General features: G+C 27.3%; 18 protein-coding genes. 14 read left to right on the top strand and 4 right to left on the bottom strand.

Translation table 11 applies throughout. From position 1 onward, the window contains the following. Positions 1-105 precede the first annotated feature (105 nt). The 4 genes from CLPU_RS01600 (at position 106) to CLPU_RS01585 (ending at position 3,493) form a co-directional block, all read left to right on the top strand. Positions 106-1,461, top strand: a complete 1,356-nt coding sequence (locus CLPU_RS01600; protein ID WP_050353883.1) for an RsmF rRNA methyltransferase first C-terminal domain-containing protein — start codon at positions 106-108, stop codon at positions 1,459-1,461. 17 nt (positions 1,462-1,478) lie between these two features. Next, on the top strand, positions 1,479-2,198 hold the full coding sequence (locus tag CLPU_RS01595; RefSeq protein ID WP_050353882.1) for a pseudouridine synthase: 720 nt from the start codon (positions 1,479-1,481) through the stop codon (positions 2,196-2,198). A 121-nt stretch (positions 2,199-2,319) separates the two neighbouring features. After that, on the top strand, positions 2,320-2,835 hold the full coding sequence (pssA, locus tag CLPU_RS01590; protein ID WP_050353881.1) for a CDP-diacylglycerol--serine O-phosphatidyltransferase: 516 nt from the start codon (positions 2,320-2,322) through the stop codon (positions 2,833-2,835). A gap of 109 nt (positions 2,836-2,944) precedes the next feature. Beyond that, positions 2,945-3,493: a DUF6648 family protein gene (locus CLPU_RS01585; protein ID WP_050353880.1), complete on the top strand. Its 549-nt coding sequence runs from the start codon at positions 2,945-2,947 to the stop codon at positions 3,491-3,493. A gap of 44 nt (positions 3,494-3,537) precedes the next feature. Here the strand turns inward: CLPU_RS01585 and CLPU_RS01580 are convergent, their stop codons facing one another. Continuing rightward, on the bottom strand, positions 3,538-4,044 hold the full coding sequence (locus CLPU_RS01580) for an MltG/YceG/YrrL family protein (protein WP_050353879.1): 507 nt from the start codon (positions 4,042-4,044) through the stop codon (positions 3,538-3,540). Positions 4,045-4,313: 269 nt separating this feature from the next. Between CLPU_RS01580 and CLPU_RS01575 the strand changes: the two genes are divergently transcribed. The 5 genes from CLPU_RS01575 to CLPU_RS01555 all read left to right on the top strand — a co-directional run bounded on the left by CLPU_RS01575 (position 4,314) and on the right by CLPU_RS01555 (position 9,071). Next, on the top strand, positions 4,314-5,288 hold the full coding sequence (locus tag CLPU_RS01575) for an RluA family pseudouridine synthase (RefSeq protein WP_050353878.1): 975 nt from the start codon (positions 4,314-4,316) through the stop codon (positions 5,286-5,288). Between the two features lie 94 nt (positions 5,289-5,382). Beyond that, positions 5,383-5,814, top strand: a complete 432-nt coding sequence (locus CLPU_RS01570) for a CBS domain-containing protein (protein ID WP_200898434.1) — start codon at positions 5,383-5,385, stop codon at positions 5,812-5,814. 151 nt (positions 5,815-5,965) lie between these two features. After that, the gene (locus CLPU_RS01565) at positions 5,966-7,615 is read left to right on the top strand and encodes a nucleoside kinase (protein WP_050353877.1); all 1,650 of its coding nucleotides are present in this window, start codon (positions 5,966-5,968) and stop codon (positions 7,613-7,615) included. Positions 7,616-7,706: 91 nt separating this feature from the next. Further along, positions 7,707-8,174, top strand: coding sequence for an NUDIX domain-containing protein (locus tag CLPU_RS01560; protein WP_050353876.1), 468 nt, complete (start codon positions 7,707-7,709; stop codon positions 8,172-8,174). Positions 8,175-8,435: 261 nt separating this feature from the next. Then, positions 8,436-9,071: a GerMN domain-containing protein gene (locus CLPU_RS01555; protein WP_050353875.1), complete on the top strand. Its 636-nt coding sequence runs from the start codon at positions 8,436-8,438 to the stop codon at positions 9,069-9,071. 32 nt (positions 9,072-9,103) lie between these two features. On the opposite strand, the gene rodA (CLPU_RS01550) is transcribed toward CLPU_RS01555, so the two are convergent. The 3 genes from rodA (CLPU_RS01550) to CLPU_RS01540 form a co-directional block, all read right to left on the bottom strand. Continuing rightward, a complete protein-coding gene (gene rodA, locus CLPU_RS01550; protein ID WP_050353874.1) occupies positions 9,104-10,201 on the bottom strand; it encodes a rod shape-determining protein RodA in 1,098 nt (365 codons plus the stop codon). Positions 10,202-10,337: 136 nt separating this feature from the next. Next, on the bottom strand, positions 10,338-11,438 hold the full coding sequence (gene rodA / locus CLPU_RS01545) for a rod shape-determining protein RodA (protein ID WP_050353873.1): 1,101 nt from the start codon (positions 11,436-11,438) through the stop codon (positions 10,338-10,340). Positions 11,439-11,568: 130 nt separating this feature from the next. Further along, complete coding sequence (locus CLPU_RS01540) at positions 11,569-12,984, bottom strand: aminotransferase class V-fold PLP-dependent enzyme (RefSeq protein ID WP_050353872.1); 1,416 nt, start codon at positions 12,982-12,984, stop codon at positions 11,569-11,571. 148 nt (positions 12,985-13,132) lie between these two features. Between CLPU_RS01540 and CLPU_RS01535 the strand changes: the two genes are divergently transcribed. From CLPU_RS01535 to nth, 5 genes are all read left to right on the top strand, one after another. Then, on the top strand, positions 13,133-13,957 hold the full coding sequence (locus CLPU_RS01535; protein ID WP_200898433.1) for a deoxyribonuclease IV: 825 nt from the start codon (positions 13,133-13,135) through the stop codon (positions 13,955-13,957). A gap of 197 nt (positions 13,958-14,154) precedes the next feature. After that, positions 14,155-14,697, top strand: a complete 543-nt coding sequence (gene lepB, locus CLPU_RS01530) for a signal peptidase I (RefSeq protein WP_050353870.1) — start codon at positions 14,155-14,157, stop codon at positions 14,695-14,697. Between the two features lie 15 nt (positions 14,698-14,712). Further along, the gene (queG, locus tag CLPU_RS01525; protein WP_050353869.1) at positions 14,713-15,840 is read left to right on the top strand and encodes a tRNA epoxyqueuosine(34) reductase QueG; all 1,128 of its coding nucleotides are present in this window, start codon (positions 14,713-14,715) and stop codon (positions 15,838-15,840) included. A gap of 5 nt (positions 15,841-15,845) precedes the next feature. Beyond that, positions 15,846-16,127: a DUF503 domain-containing protein gene (locus CLPU_RS01520; protein WP_050353868.1), complete on the top strand. Its 282-nt coding sequence runs from the start codon at positions 15,846-15,848 to the stop codon at positions 16,125-16,127. A 36-nt stretch (positions 16,128-16,163) separates the two neighbouring features. After that, positions 16,164-16,814 (top strand): endonuclease III, encoded by a 651-nt coding sequence (gene nth, locus CLPU_RS01515; RefSeq protein WP_050353867.1) that lies wholly within the window; start codon positions 16,164-16,166, stop codon positions 16,812-16,814. Positions 16,815-16,988: the final 174 nt, after the last annotated feature.

Below are 16,988 nucleotides of genomic sequence, written 5' to 3'. Positions count from 1 at the left end.
TTTTGAAAATTGAAAAATAAGGAAAAGCACTCGTTTGAGTGCTTTTCTTATTTGAATTTTATAACTTATAAAAGAGAATACTAATATTATTAGGCAGGTGAACCAATGAAACTACCAGAAAACTTTAAAAATAAGATGGAAAAATTACTTAAAGATGAATTTAACAATTTTTTAGAAAGTTATAAAGAAAATCATTATAAAGGCATAAGAATAAATACTTTAAAGATATCAGTTGAAGAATATTTGAAAATTACTCCATTCAAATTAGAACCTATATCCTGGATAAAGGAGGGTTTTTATATACAAGGAGATGAATCAAGACCAGGAAAGCATCCTCATTATCACTGTGGTCTATATTATATACAGGAGCCTAGTGCTATGACTCCAGTAGAAGTTTTAGATCCAAAGCCAGGTGATAGAGTTCTTGATATAAGTGCTGCACCTGGAGGAAAAACTACACAGATAGCAAGTAAGCTTAAAGGACAAGGATTAATTATTGCTAATGATATAAGTCCTAAAAGAGCTAAAGCGCTAGTTAAAAATGTGGAACTTTGTGGTATGAAAAACTGTGTGATTACTAATGAAAGTCCTGAAAATATTTCTAATAAATTTTTATCATATTTTGATAAAATATTAGTAGATGCACCTTGTTCTGGAGAAGGTATGTTTAGAAGAGATCCAAAGACTATAAAAAGTTGGAGTGACTCTTCTGTGGAAAAGTGTTGTAGTATGCAAAGAGAGATATTAGATTCTATTCCTAAGATGCTTAAACCAGGAGGCAGAATAGTTTATTCAACATGTACATTTTCTCCGGAAGAAGATGAAGGAACTATTGATTGGTTTATAAGAAAGTATCCAGAGTTTGAAATTGAAGAAATAAAAAATATGGATGGATTAGATTACGGAAATCCAGATTGGGTTAATGGAAATAAAGATATTAGAAATACTAAGAGAATATGGCCACATAAAATAAAAGGAGAGGGACATTTTATTGCTTCTCTTAGAAAAAAAGATGGAAATGAAGTTGAAAACATTTCATTTAATTGTAATAATATAGACATTGAAAGATACTTGGAATTTCAAAAAAACTATCTTAATATTGAATATAGGGATAATTTGCATAAAATCGAAAATAAATTATTCCTAATCCCTTCAGGATTGCCAGATATGTCAGGGTTAAGAGTAGTCAAGCAAGGTTTGTATATAGGAGATATTTTAAAAGGAAGATTTGAACCTAGTCAAGGATTAGCGATGTCTTTAAGTAAAAAAGAATGTAAAAGTACAATTAATTTTTCTAGTGAAAGTATAGAAGCTATAAAATACTTAAAAGGTGAAACTTTAATTACCGAAGGTGAAAAAGGATGGAAATTGGTATGTATAGATAACTATCCTGTAGGATGGGGAAAACAAGTTGAAGGAAATTTAAAGAATCAATATAATTTTGACTGGAGAATGAGATAGACTTTTAGGAGGGAAAAATGGGAAAAGTTGATAGACTTGATAAGATATTAGCTAACTTAGGGTACGGAAGTAGAAAGGATATAAAAAGTTTAGCAAAACAGGGAATTATAAAAGTAGATGGAAAAATAATAAAAGATAGTTCTTTTAAATTAGACCCCTTAATTAGTAAAATTGAAGTTGATGATGAAGAAGTTTTTTATAGAAAGTATATATATATTATGATGAATAAACCTAATGGAGTTGTATCTTCTACTGATGATCCTATTAGTGAGACAGTGGTAGATCTTATAGAAGATAAGTATAAAGTATTTAATCCATTTCCAGTAGGCAGATTAGATAAAGATACTGAAGGATTATTAATACTTTCAAATGACGGACAACTAGCACATAGGATATTATCCCCTAAGAAGCATGTAAAGAAAACTTATTATGCAGAAATTGAGGGAATAGTTGATGAAAAAGATATTATAAAGTTTAAAGAAGGGGTTTATATAGAAGAAGAATATAAGACGTTACCTGCTGAACTTGAAATATTAGAATCTGATACAATATCTAAAATAAATTTGACAATAGTTGAAGGGAAATTTCATCAAGTTAAAAGAATGTTTCAAGCAGTAGATAAAAAAGTTATATATTTAAAAAGAATTTCTATGGGAGCTCTTAAATTAGATGAATCATTGAAATTAGGAGACTATAGAGAGTTGACAGAAAATGAAATAAATTTGCTGGAAAAATAATCTATTGTAGAGATATTATACTTAATATCTTAACAAAAAATTTGATATAGACATAATCATACTATATAATAATAACATGTAATGAAATAATACTATAATATTATATATGAGGAGTAACAACATGGAAATTAAAAGTAAGTTACCTAATTTATTCACTTTATTGAATCTTTCATTAGGAGTTTTAGCAATTATTAATATGTTTCATAATGAATATTACTTATCTTCCCTATTAATAATATTGGCTACTTTACTAGATAGATTTGATGGTATGTTAGCTAGAAAGTTTAATGCTACAAGTAGTCTTGGAAAAGAATTAGATTCGTTATGTGATTTAATATCTTTCGGAATAGCACCATCTATTCTTATATGGAATATAAAATTAGTAAGTTTAGGATCAATAGGGACTCTTATAACAATACTATATGCAGTATCAGGAGCATATAGATTAGCTAGGTATAATACTACCACATTTGAGGGAGTATATGTCGGGATACCTATTACCTTAGCAGGAGGGTTAGTATCTATTATTTCTCTATACTCTATTAAATATAAATTTAATATATATGCTTTAGCTATATTATTGTTATTCTTGTCTTATGCAATGATTAGTACAAAAATAAGACTTAAAAAGAGATAAACCGAAGATAAAAATAGAGGCTAGCTAATTTTTTAGGTAGCTTCTGTTTTTATTGTGTTATAATTAAATTAATAGATAAATATAAGATTTAGATAGGGTGTTTATATTGATGGGTTTTAAGACAGCAAGTATTTTTGATACGTTTTTTAAACATAGAGATTCTCTAATTATACAATATAAAAATGGGGATATAACAAAGAGGGAATTTCTTAGAGGGAATTTTGATTTTGTTCAAAGGATAAATCTAAAGCCTTTTTCAAGAATAGATAGTTATGAAAAAGGTATGTATAACTATCAGTATTTTAATGTTTTAGCTAAATACTATAATATGATGGCAGGTGAATTAAGAGACAATCCAGACTATATAGACCAAAGAAAGGACTATATACATAAGGCTAATTCTTATTATAGCAAAAAAGACCAGGCAACGTTACAATTGTTAAAATTTTTAGAATTTAAAAACATGGAAGCATACTTTATAAAAGCAGAATCAAGATATTTAAATGATAAATTGTATGAAATAGTTTTAAAAGATTATGAATATGCAATTTTTCATTCTAAAAGTAGATGGCTTCTTAGGGTTTTACGTGAAGAGAGGGTATTTATAGAAAGAAAGAAAAAGTCTCTTATAGACGAATATATAAATGAGAAATACTAGAAATAATATAATGCAAACAATAAAAGCGACTATTTAAGTCGCTTTTATTGTTGTTTTGCTATTACCTTTATGATAGTTTCAAGAGAACTTCCCTTTTCAATTTCATAATATCCTGATCTAAGTTTTGTATCAAGTTGCATTTCTTGAGACTTTTTCAAGAACTCATATTTATCACTTATAACACCTTGCTCTACCAAGATGTTTGCTATAGCTGGAGGAAGAGATCCTTGAGGTATAGTAACAGGAATAACCTCTTTTTTCACTTCTTTATCTGTTTTTTTATTATCTTGTTTGTCATTTTTATTAGAAGCTTTTTTATCAGAGTTCTTATTCTTATCTTTATTCTTGTTTTTAGATTTAGATTCTTTACTTATTTCCTTTTCAACCTTAGATGTATTGCTAGCTATATTTTCATCATCTGAACCCTTAGCAAACAAAATATCTAGTTTCCATCCTATAACGCCTGCTACGACAACCACTATTAAGAGTATTAGTACATAATCAGTAGCATCATATAGAAAGTCTTTTACTTTTTCAATAAACTTGTCCATCAAAATTACCTCCATGTTATCGCTAATAAATAAATAATAACACATATGACTAAAATATTTCAACATATACATAGGACATATAAAGAGACATAGAAGATTTATTGACAAATAACAGTTTTGATGTTTAAATATCTTTAATTAAATACATATTAAATTATATGATACTAATAATTTATGTTATATATTGTCTTTAAAGAAAAAAATATAGATATAAAATATAATATAGTAGGAAAGATAAGACATAATTTATTAAAAGGTTGTGATATAAGTTGAAGGAAATAGTAATCGATAAAAATGAACATAATCAAAGGATTGATAGATTCCTAAAAAAATATCTCTCAAATGCTAATAAAAGCTTTATATATAAAATGTTAAGAAAGAAACGAATAAAGCTTAATGGAAAAAAAGCTAATCCAGAAGACATAGTTGTAGAAGGGGATAAGATAAACTTATATCTTTCTGAAGAAACCATAGATAAGTTTAAAAAAAATGAGAAGGAAATAATAAAAAATATTAGATTAGATATAATTTATGAAGATGACAATATAATTCTAATAAATAAACCTAAAGGAATGTTATCTCATTCAACAGAGAAAGACTATAAAGAATCTAATATAGTAGATCAATTAGTAGGATATTTATATGCTAAAGGAGAATATGTTCCTAGATTAGAAAAAACTTTTACACCATCAATATGCAATAGACTAGATAGAAATACAAGTGGACTAATAATAGGAGCTAAAAACTTCACATCTTTACAGCTCATAAATAAATCTATAAAAGAAGGCAATATAAAAAAGTATTATAAATGTATTGTAAAAGGAAATATGACTAAAAACTTAAAATTAAAAGGGTATTTAAAGAAAAATGAAAAAGATAATAAAGTAGTAGTTACTAAAAAAAGTGAAAAAGATTCAAAGGAAATAAATACTGATATAAAAGTATTGAAAACTAATGGTGAATATACTCTATTGGAAATAGATTTAATAACAGGAAGAACTCATCAAATAAGGGCACATTTATCATCTATAGGACATCCTATTATAGGAGATACTAAATATGGAAATGTTAAGCTTAATAGAGAGCTTAAAGAGAAGTATAAATTAAAAGATCAATTTTTACATGCTTATAAAATAGTATTTAATGGACTTGAAAAAGAATTAGAATATTTGAATGAACAAGAGTTTACAGCCAACATGGATAGAGACTTAATCTTTATAGAAAAAGAATTATTCAATGCTTGAAAAATATAGGTTTAAGTGCAATAAAAAGTTTTATAAAATTTTTAAAATTACATAACCTAAATATGTACAAAAATATATTTAGGAGGTAATAATAGTGAAAGTTAGAGATATAATGAGTTCTCATGTAAAAACAGTTAGTACAAACGCTAATATACAAGAAGTATCAAATGAAATGAGAAGCTTAGATGTTGGATCTATACCTGTATGTGATCAAAAAGACGTTCCAGTTGGAATCATTACAGATAGAGATATAGTGATTAGAGGGATATCTCAAGGTGTTAGCTTAAATACACCAGTAGGAGATATAATGTCTTTAAATATTATATCTGTAAGTCCAGAAACAGATGTAAACGAAGCAGCAAAAATCATGTCTCAAAATCAAATAAGAAGACTTCCAGTTGTTGAAAATGGTAAGATAGTAGGTATAGTAGCTTTAGGAGACTTAGCTATTAGAGATAAGCATGTTGATGAAGCAGGAAGTGCGTTATCATCTATTTCAGAAAATAGTCCTTTTACACCTTACTAAAAATTAAATATAATTTTGAGAATAAGTTCCTTTGAAAAGGAACTTATTTTTTATTGGGATTTGCTAAAAGATGAAGAAAAAGGTAATATATAAAAAGGAAAAAATATATATTAGATTGTGAATGACTTATATTAATTGGGGTGATGGTGTGATGGAAGAGATAAAGGTTATAGTTGATAACGAAAGCATAATTATACCTAAAAAAACTTTATTAAAAGATATACTTAAACTTATGTATAAAGAAGATTATAAAAAATATTTAGGTGCAGTAATAAATAATGAAATAAAGCATTTGGATTATCCATTAGAAGAAAGCTGTAATATTGAGTTTATAGATATACAAGATAATGATGGATTAAGAATTTATACTAGGACTTTAACTTACATATATATAAAGGCGTGTAAAGATTTATTTGAAAATTGTGAAGTAACAATAGAACATTCCTTAAGTAAGGGTATATATACTGAATTACATAAAGGTACTAGTATTACTGAAGATGATATAAGAAATATAAAATCATATATGAAAGAGATAATAGAAAAAGATATGCAAATAATAAGAGAATTAATAAACATAGATACAGCTATAAATATATTCGAAGATCAAGGAATGTACGATAAAATTAGACTTTTAAAACAATCTGGAAAAGATAAAATGCATATTTATAATTTAGATAACTTCATTAATAACTTCTATGGATATCTTGCTCCTTATACTGGAATAATAGAAAAATTTGACTTAATACCATATGGAAATGGAATAATACTGCAGCATCCTATCAAAGAACATGATTATGATATACCTGAATTTAAACCACAGAATAAACTAGCAAACATATTTAGAGAAACTGAAAAGTGGGCTAATATATTAGATATAGGATATGTAGGTGCCCTTAATGATAAAGTTTATAAAGGAGAAATAGGAAGTATTATAAGAATATCTGAAGCACTACATGAAAAGAAAATAGCACATATTTCAGATGAAATATGTAAAAATGAGGATATTAAATTGATATTAATTGCAGGACCTACTTCTTCTGGAAAAACTACTTTTGCACGTCGATTAGATACTCAGTTAAAGGTAAACTGTAAAGATAGTATATCTATATCACTAGATGATTATTTCGTAGATAGAGAAAATACTCCAATAGACGAGAATGGGGAATATGATTTTGAATCTATTGATGCAATAGATTTAGACTTATTTAACAAAGATTTAGTTAAAATATTAGAGGGAGAAGAGATAGAAATACCTAAGTTTAATTTTATAACTGGAAAAAGAGAGTACTGTGGAAATAAAATAAAACTAGATAAAAACACATTATTAATAATAGAAGGGATACATGGACTTAATGAAATATTAACAGCTTCTATACCAAAGAAAAATAAGTTTAAAATATATATAAGTTCACTTACACAGCTAAATATAGATAGTCATAATAGAATACATACTACAGATACAAGACTTATAAGAAGAATAGTGAGAGACTATAAATATAGAGGAAATGATGCTGAAAGAACTTTAGAGTTATGGGATTCTGTAAGAAGAGGCGAAGAAAGAGGTATATTTCCTTTTCAAGAGGAAGCAGATGCAATGTTTAACTCATCTTTAGTTTATGAACTCTCTATATTAAAAAAATACGCAGAGCCATTATTAAAGAAAATTACCAAGAAAAGTGTATATTATAGAGAAAGTAAAAGATTATTAAAGTTTTTAAGTTACTTTAAAACTATAGAGAATGAAGATAGTATACCTTGTACATCTATTATTAAAGAGTTTATAGGAGGAAGCTGTTATTAAAATAATTTAGTATAATTTTGGTACACTTGTTACTTTACTGCATAATATATTTTAGAAACATTAAAGAAAAGCATATTTAGTAGGTGATAAGATGAACCGTATATTTAGTACTAATAGTGCTAGAGATAATATAGATATTAATTTGTCTAAAGGTTCTATCGAAAATATTGGAGATTGTAATGGAAGTATAGTCTTTTTATTTTATAATAATGGTTTAGTTATGGCTTTTAACCCTAAAAGAAAAGTTTGGGAATTTCCCTTTGGAAAAATACAATCAGGTGAGACTTTAGAAGAATGCGCAATAAGGGAAGCATTTGAAGAAGCAGGAGCTGTGATAACTAACATAAAGGCATTAGGTTATTACACTTTAAAACGAAAAGGTGGAAAAGATAAAATAGCTATATTTAGTGCAGACGTAGAAAGATTTGAACCTAAGCCTGTATGGAGTGAAACAGATTTAGTAAAAATATTTGATACTCTTCCTGAAAATATATCTTGTAAAAATAACGTTTATAAAACAGTTATAAAGTATATAAAAAGGAATAAAATAAGAGGTTAAGGTAGCAGAAATATTACTGCTACCTTTATATAATGTTATAGATACTTTTTAAAAATAGCTGATTTTGGGAACAAAACTTGGGTATTGTAACCAATATAACTATCTTGTTCCAATCAATTATTCCTTAAAATTATATTAGAAATATTATGTTAATTGAACTTAATAATTATTATAATTTTATAAAAAAAGTTGAAAATAATAGCAATAACATTTAATCTATATATTAAGGACTTTAATTTTTACATAAAGGAGGATTATGTTATGATCAAAAAAATCGTAGCTATATTATTAAGTTTATCTTTAGTTGTAACAGTATCAGCTTGTAAAAAGGATGAAAAAAGTAAGGTAGATAACAAAGGAAAAAATAAAATAGAAAAAAATATTGATAAAAAAGATCAAAATGTTAAAGAAGATGAAGAGGAAAAGGAAAAAGAAATTACTGAAGATAGTAATAAGGATGAAAGCAAAGAAAGCAAAGAAAGTAAAGAAGAAGTTAAAGTTTATATACCTAATCAAGATGCTAGTAAGTTAGTTGAAGATAAAGTAGTTGTAAAGCCAAAAGGTAATCAAACTATAGAAGAAGCTATAGTGCAAAAACTACAGGAAAAGCCAAAAGAAAAGGACTATATGCAAGCTATTAGAGATGATATCAAAGTATCAAGTGTAAAAGTTAAAGGGGATACTGCTATGGTAGATTTATCAAGTGAAAACTTGCATGGTGGTTCTCTTGAAGAGTCTTCAATAATAAACTCAGTAGTTCTATCACTAACACAATTGGATCATATTAAAAAAGTACAGTTCTTAGTTGATGGTAAAAAACAAGAGACACTTATGGGACATATATTAATAGATCAACCATTAACTAGAGATGAAATATTGGAACAAATGCCTAAATAAAAAACAAAAGGATGCTTTTAAAAGCATCCTTTTTAAAAGTTAAGTCCATCTCGTCTTACACCTATATTTAAAACTAACCCTATACAAATCATATTAGATAGCTGGAATGTACCTCCATAACTAATAAAAGGAAGTGGTATGCCTGTTACAGGCAAGATTCCCATAGTCATACCTATATTTTCAAGTATATGAACAAACATCATGGCAGCTACTCCTGTTACTATGAGAGAACCAAATAAATCTCTAGATTCTTTTGCTATCATTATAAGTCTATACATCATTATAAAAAATAGTATCATCAAAACCATACCACCAATAAGTCCTAACTCTTCTCCTATAACAGCAAATATAAAATCATTATGTTTTTCTGGTAAGAATCCAAATTGTGTTTGGCTACCATTATATAGGCCCATTCCAAACACTTTACCTGAACCAATAGCAATCTTTGATTGTAAAACTTGATAGCTAGATCCTTGAACATCCATAGAGGGATCTAAAAAGGTAAATATTCTATTTCTTTGATAACCTTTTAATGAGAACCAAACAAGTGGTAAACTACATATTCCTGCTATGGCTGCATATAATATGTATTTTACATCTAAACCAGCTACAAATAACATTACAAATATAAAAAATATAAATACCAAAGCAGTACCAAGGTCTGGCTGTTTAAATATAATAATTGCTGGAATAAAAGAAAATATAAGTATTTTTCCAAGTGTGAATAATTCATTAATTTTATTTTTATTAATATCAATATATTTAGCTACACATATTATAATCCCTATTTTTACGAATTCAGCTGGTTGAAATTGAAATCCTCCGAATGCTATCCAACTTTGTGCACCTTTTCTTTCAACTCCTATAAATAAGACCAGAATAAGCAGGACATTGGAAATTACATATATATACAAATATAGCTTTCCGAATATTTCATAGTCTATATTTAATAAAATGAATATGACAATTATACCTAATATTGTAGATATTACTTGAGTCTTTATAAATGCGAAACTATCATTAGAAGCAGTGGCACTAGCTATAACTAGAATTCCATATGAACTTAATAGTATTGTTGTGATAAATAAGGTAAAGTCAAATTTCTTTAAGAAACTTTTGTTGTAGAACATGTCTTATCTCCTTTTAAGAAAAGCTTTATAAAATTATACCATAATAGGTATATATTACAAATGAAATAAGACAAATTTTCTTAACAAATTTTATATAAAAAAAGATGCTTTCAAAAGCATCTTTTTCGGAAATTAGCTAAAAGCTAAGTCTATCTCGTTTTACACTTATATTTAAAACCAGTCCCATACAGATCATATTGGAAAGCTGGAACGTACCTCCATAACTAATAAAAGGAAGAGGTATACCTGTTACAGGTAAAATTCCCATAGTCATACCTATGTTTTCAAGTATATGAACAAACATCATAGCAGCTATTCCTGTTACTATAAGAGAGCCAAATAAATCTCTTGATTCTTTTGCTATTATTATAAGTCTATACATCATTATAAAAAATAGTACAATTAAAACTATACCACCAATAAGTCCTAATTCTTCTCCCAAAACAGCAAATATGAAGTCAGTATGTTTTTCTGGTAAGAATCCAAACTGGGTTTGATTACCGTTATATAGACCCATTCCAAATACTTTACCTGAACCAACAGCAATCTTTGATTGCATAACTTGGTATCCTGAACCTTGAACATCCATAGAAGGATTTAAAAAGTTAAATATTCTATCTCTTTGATAACCTTTTAATGAGAACCAAACAAGTGGTAAACTACATATTCCTGCTATAGCTGCATATAATATGTACTTTAGATCTAAACCAGCTACAAATAGCATTATACATATAAAGAAAACAAAAACCATGGCAGTACCAAAGTCTGGTTGCACTAGTATTAATACAACTGGAACGAAAGAGAAAGCTAAAACTTTTGCAAGTGTAAATAATTCATTTATTTTACTTTTGTTTTTTTCAATGTACTTAGCTACACATATTATAATTCCTATTTTTACGAACTCAGCTGGTTGGAAACCGAAACCGCCAAATGCAATCCAGCTTTTTGCACCGTTTCTTTCAACACCTATTGCCAAAACTAGTATTAGTAGCAGATTACAAACTACATATATGAATAGGTATAGCTTGCCGAAAGTATCATAATTTATATTTAATAAAACAAATATAATAGCTATACCTATCACTGTAGATATTGCCTGAGTTTTAATAAATGCCATGCTATTTTGAGAAGCAGTAGCACTAGCTATAACCAAAATTCCATATAGACTTAATAGTATTATTGTTATAAATAATGTAAAGTCAAATCTTTTTAAAAAGCTTCTTTTGTTGCTGAACATATTCAAACCCTCTCTTCTTAAAGTAACTATCAAGATTATAACATATTATTTATACGTTATAAACTCAATAAAAAAAATTGTAGAAATATTGTAAAAATATTGTAGAAATTAGGCAGAAATTGAGACTATATTACAGGTAAAATTCATTAAACATTCCTTCGGGTAATATTTTAGGTATATATTCATTAGTCTTTTTATTGTAAATATACTCCTTCAATATGTCATCTTTATTTTCTATAATATATCCTAATGTTTTTATAAATTTATTTACCTCTGATTTTGTATTATACATACCAAAACTAACTCTTACTAAGCCAGGTATGTGTTCAAGCCTACCAAATAATATATCTTGCTGAAGTTTAATTATTTCTTGAGGAGTTAATTTTAGTAGCTTATGCACATAAGGATGAGCACAGAAACATCCATTTCTTACTCCTATTCCACCTTCATACGATAACAGACTTGCTAGTAATAAATGAGATATATTTTTATCGTTAAAAGGAACAACACCAACTATATTATTAAGAGAGATTTCTTTTTTTACATTATATAAATTTAGGCTTTTAAATGTCTGTAATTTACTAAATATATGCTTTGTTAATTCTTTTTCATGATTAACTATATTTTTGAATCCTATTTCTTCTAAAATTTTAATTGAACTTGCAAGAGATACTGCGCCTACAACGTTGGGAGTACCAGCCTCTTCTTTTTCTGGAGGACTATCCCAGTATACATGATCTTCAGATACACTTAATACACATCCACCCCCGGAGTATTCAGGATCTCCATTTTCGAATACAGATTTAGGACCTATTAAAACTCCGGTTCCAAATGGAGCATACATTTTATGACCTGAAAAAACTAAAAAATCAATATAGTCATCATCTTTATAACCTTTCATATTAACTTTTCTATGTGGAACTAGTTGAGCTGCATCTACTAGAATTTTAGCACCGTATGAATGTGCTATACTAGAAATAAAGTGTATATCATTTATATATCCTGTTACATTAGAACAGCCTGTTATTGCTACTAGCTTTACTTTACCCTGATATAATCTCAATTTATATTCTAAATCATCTAAATCTAATTGACCATTATCTAATAACTTTATACGTAGTAATTTTGCTTTGTTTCTCCAAGGAAGATCATTAGAATGATGTTCCATGAAAGAAGTTAGGACTATATCATTATAAGAAAGATTTAGCCTATATGATAGCTTATTTATTCCTTCTGTCGTATTTTTTACAAAAATAATAGCATTTTTATTTTTATCACAATTTACAAAACTAGAAACTATATCTCTACATTCTTCATAAATATCAGTAGAGATTCTAGATTTATATCCAGTTCCTCTATGTATACTAGAATACCACTCTAAAAAATGATTTACTTTATCTAATACGGGTAATAATACTGGTGTACTAGCGGCATTATCAAAATTTATATAAACTGTTTTTTTACCATTTCTTAAGATAACTTTTTTATCAAAACCAACTATATATTTTCTTATGTTGTCTATAGAGTATTTATTTTTAAAAAACACGCAATCAACCTCCTAACCATTATGGTCCGATCATAGGTATATATTTTATAGTATGTATGGAGGAAGATATTGACACAAAACTTAACCATAAGTTACTATATGATTTTGAATACAGTTTATAATTATATAATAAAAAGAGGTGTGAATTATGTACATAGGAAGCCATTTATCAATATCTAAAGGATTTAAAGCAGCAGGTAATGTAGCATTAGAAATAGGTGCTAATACTTTTCAATTTTTTACTAGGAATCCTAGAGGCGGAAAAGCAAAAGAATTGAGTATAAAAGATATCGAAGGTTTAAAAAAAATAATGAAAGATAATGAGTTTGGACCTTTACTAGCTCATGCTCCATATACACTAAATATGGCATCTCATAAAGAAGACACTTGGGACTTTGCCAAAAGAGCATTTCAAGATGATTTAAAGAGATTAGAGACTATACCATGCTCACTATATAATTTTCATCCAGGAAGCCATACAGGAAAAGGAATTGAATATGGTATAGAAAGAATAGCTACAGGACTAAATGAAGTCATAACAGGGAATGAAAGTACTATGATTTTATTAGAAGCTATGTCTGGAAAAGGAACAGAAGTAGGGAGTACTTTTGAAGAGTTAAAAGCAATTATAGATAAAGTAAAATATTCAGAATTAATGGGAGTTTGTATTGATACTTGTCATATATATTCAGCAGGTTACGATATAGTAAATGAATTAGATGATGTTTTGGAAAAATTTCATAAAACAATTGGAATAGATAAACTTAAAGCTATTCATTTAAATGATAGTATGACCGAGTTTGATTCTCATAAAGATAGACACGAAAAGATAGGAAAAGGCACCTTAGGTTTAGAGGCTATAGTAAATATAATAAAACATCCCCAATTAAAAGACATACCATTCTTACTAGAAACACCTAATGAGTTAGAAGGATATAAAGAAGAAATTAAGTTATTAAAAGAGTATGTATAGTATAATGGGGCTGTCTCATAAGTAGAGGAGACAGCCTCATTATATTTAGTGAACATATAAAAAATAGTATATACAAATAATCATTTTCTACGACTTAGTGAATAAAATAGTATAAATGCTGTTAATAATGACAATATTTATAGAAAAGTAGTTATATCTACTTTTCATATTCTAAGTTAAAGATAGGAAGTGGTTATTTGTATAAAAAACTAATGTCTAAATTCTTATACATAGTCAAGCTATCAGTAATATCATTACTAATAGGAATAATTATAGAAAATTATATAGTGGGTTTAACTATTATACATGGTAGCTCTATGTTAAGTACAATAAAAGAAAAGGATAAGGTATTAGTAAATAAAATTCATTATAAATTTACTAAACCTAAAAGAGGTGAAATAATTATATTTAGACCTCCTATAGATAGAAATGAATTATTTATAAAAAGAGTTATTGCTGTTGAAGGTGACAAATTTGAGATAAAAGAAAATGATATATATATAAATGGAAAATTACTTTTAGAAAACTATATTGAACGTGAAAAATATTTTGAAAGAGATTATAATATACTTAATGGAACAGTACCAAAGGGACATGTGTTTGTATTAGGTGACAATAGAAATAACAGTAATGATAGTAGAACTTTTGGATTTGTTTCATTAGATAATATAAAAGGAAAAGCTATATCAAAAATATGGCCCTTCGAAGGAGTAAAAACATTTGCAGTAAACTATGAATAATAAGGAATGACATAAATGAACTTGAAAGAGTATATTAAGAATAAATCTAAGGATTTAAATATAGATATAGTTGGTTTCACCAATGGAGAAAAATTTTCGCATTTAGATAAATTTTTATTAAATAGAAGAGAAAAGAAATATGAAACAGAGTTTGAAGAAAAAGATATAGATTTAAGATTAAATCCATTGAATACTTTAAATGAAGTCAAGACAATAATAGTAATAGGTATTTCCTATAATGTAGATTATGAAACGAAAAAAAGACCATACTTAAGTGGACGATTATCAAAGTCTTCTTTGGGTGAAGACTATCATAATGTACTTAAGCATAAAATGAACATGTTAGTTAATGAAATAAAAAAGGTTACTGACTTTAAATATTTTATAGGAGTAGATACAGGACCTCTTATAGATAGAGAGCTTGCTAGTAAGTCAGGTATAGGTTGGTATGGAAAGAACTGTTGTATAGTAAATGATATATATGGTTCTTTTATATTTATTGGGTATATATTAACAGATTTAGATATAGAGTGTGATGAGAGAATAAAAGCAAAGTGTGATGATTGTACACTTTGCTTAAAAGCTTGTCCAACAAACGCTATAGGTGATAACTATGAAATAAATGCAAGAAGGTGCATATCTTATTTAACACAAACAAAAGATAAAATACCTTATGAATTAAGAGATAAAATGGGTACAAAGATATATGGGTGTGATACTTGTCAACTTGTGTGTCCTAAAAATAAAGGAATAACAAAAGGTAAGAATAAAGATTTTATACCTATGTCTACTAATGGATATATAGAAATAAAAGAACTATTTCAATTATCTAATAAGGAATTTAAAGAGAAATATGGACATATGGCAGGAAGTTGGAGAGGTAAAAATGTATTGAAAAGAAATGCAATAATAGCACTTGGAAATATTGGAGATAAAGATTCAATTGGACTTATAGAACAGGGATTGAAAGATGATAGTAGTATGATAAGAGAGTATGCAGCTTGGGCATTATTAAAAATTGATTTAGATGAGGGAACCAAAATATTAAAAAAACACATTCTAAAAGAAAAAAATGAAACTGTTATTGATGAAATAAATAACTTAATAAAATATTTCAGTACTTTATCTTCTCATAAGAGGTGAATAACATGATTATAGGGGCATGCACATTAGAACTTAGGATATATGAGGCTAACTCTTTAAAGGATAAAAGACAAGTTATAAAGAGCATAATAGGTAAAGTCAGGTCAAGGTTTAATATTTCTATAGCTGAGATAGATCTTAATGATACTTGGAAAAATTCTGTTATAGGATTTTCTTGTGTTACTAATGACACTACACATGCTAATCAAATAATTTCAACTGTTTTAAAGTTTATAGAAGGAGATGGAAGGGTAGAAGTTATATATCATGAAATAGAAATATTATAGATTAATTAAAAAACATTATATAGAAAAGGTGATGAAGTGAAGAAAGTACTTGAAAAGAAAGAAATAAATAAAGTATTGGAAATACTAGAAGAGACTTATCCAGATGCTACTTGTGAGCTTAATTTCAGTACGCCTTTTGAACTCTTAATAGCAACTGTATTGTCTGCTCAATGTACAGATAAAAGAGTAAATATTGTTACAAAAGAACTTTTTAAGAAATATAATACTCCAGAAGCTTTTTTAACGTTAAGTGAAGAAGAACTTAGTGATCTAATAAAAAGTACAGGATTTTATAGAAATAAAAGTAAAAATATACTTAGAGCTTGTGATATGCTAGTTAATAATTATAACTCTACTGTACCAGATACAAGAGAAGAGCTTGTAAAGTTACCAGGGGTAGGAAGAAAAACTGCTAATGTTGTTATTAGCAATGCTTTTGGTAAAAATGCTATAGCAGTGGATACACATGTTTTTAGGGTATCAAATAGAATTGGACTTGCAGATAGTGATAATGTAGACGATACAGAGAAAGATTTGATGAAAAATATAGATGAAGAAGAGTGGTCTAGAGCCCATCATTTGCTAATATTTCATGGTAGAAGAATATGTAAAGCAAGAAATCCTCAATGTCATCTATGTCCATTAACAGATTACTGTCGTTATTATAAAAAAGCAACAGGTAGTTAATTAAATTACTAATAAAATATAAAGTTAACAATCCTACTGAGAAGTAATATATGCTAGTAGGATTTTTTGTTTATAGTAAATTCTAAGATATATGAACATATAATTATATATAAGAACTATATATATTGAACTATTATATATTGAATTTTGTCATATAAAGAGGAAATTTTCACA

Origin of the sequence: Gottschalkia purinilytica (genome assembly GCF_001190785.1) — a bacterium.
Lineage (GTDB): Bacteria > Bacillota > Clostridia > Tissierellales > Gottschalkiaceae > Gottschalkia_A > Gottschalkia_A purinilytica.
Note: the sequence above shows the minus strand (reverse complement) of the source record. Positions and strands in the feature narration are given on the sequence as shown.

Excerpts from the sequence above, each read along its gene's own strand:
- queG (WP_050353869.1), top strand. The coding sequence starts at position 14,713 with ATGAACTTGAAAGAGTATATTAAGAATAAATCTAAGGATTTAAATATA.
- CLPU_RS01560 (WP_050353876.1), top strand. The coding sequence starts at position 7,707 with ATGAACCGTATATTTAGTACTAATAGTGCTAGAGATAATATAGATATT.
- CLPU_RS01600 (WP_050353883.1), top strand. The coding sequence starts at position 106 with ATGAAACTACCAGAAAACTTTAAAAATAAGATGGAAAAATTACTTAAA.
- CLPU_RS01585 (WP_050353880.1), top strand. The coding sequence starts at position 2,945 with ATGGGTTTTAAGACAGCAAGTATTTTTGATACGTTTTTTAAACATAGA.
- rodA (WP_050353873.1), bottom strand. The coding sequence starts at position 11,438 with ATGTTCAGCAACAAAAGAAGCTTTTTAAAAAGATTTGACTTTACATTA.
- pssA (WP_050353881.1), top strand. The coding sequence starts at position 2,320 with ATGGAAATTAAAAGTAAGTTACCTAATTTATTCACTTTATTGAATCTT.
- CLPU_RS01595 (WP_050353882.1), top strand. The coding sequence starts at position 1,479 with ATGGGAAAAGTTGATAGACTTGATAAGATATTAGCTAACTTAGGGTAC.
- CLPU_RS01565 (WP_050353877.1), top strand. The coding sequence starts at position 5,966 with ATGGAAGAGATAAAGGTTATAGTTGATAACGAAAGCATAATTATACCT.
- rodA (WP_050353874.1), bottom strand. The coding sequence starts at position 10,201 with ATGTTCTACAACAAAAGTTTCTTAAAGAAATTTGACTTTACCTTATTT.
- CLPU_RS01520 (WP_050353868.1), top strand. The coding sequence starts at position 15,846 with ATGATTATAGGGGCATGCACATTAGAACTTAGGATATATGAGGCTAAC.
- CLPU_RS01580 (WP_050353879.1), bottom strand. The coding sequence starts at position 4,044 with ATGGACAAGTTTATTGAAAAAGTAAAAGACTTTCTATATGATGCTACT.
- CLPU_RS01535 (WP_200898433.1), top strand. The coding sequence starts at position 13,133 with ATGTACATAGGAAGCCATTTATCAATATCTAAAGGATTTAAAGCAGCA.
- CLPU_RS01555 (WP_050353875.1), top strand. The coding sequence starts at position 8,436 with ATGATCAAAAAAATCGTAGCTATATTATTAAGTTTATCTTTAGTTGTA.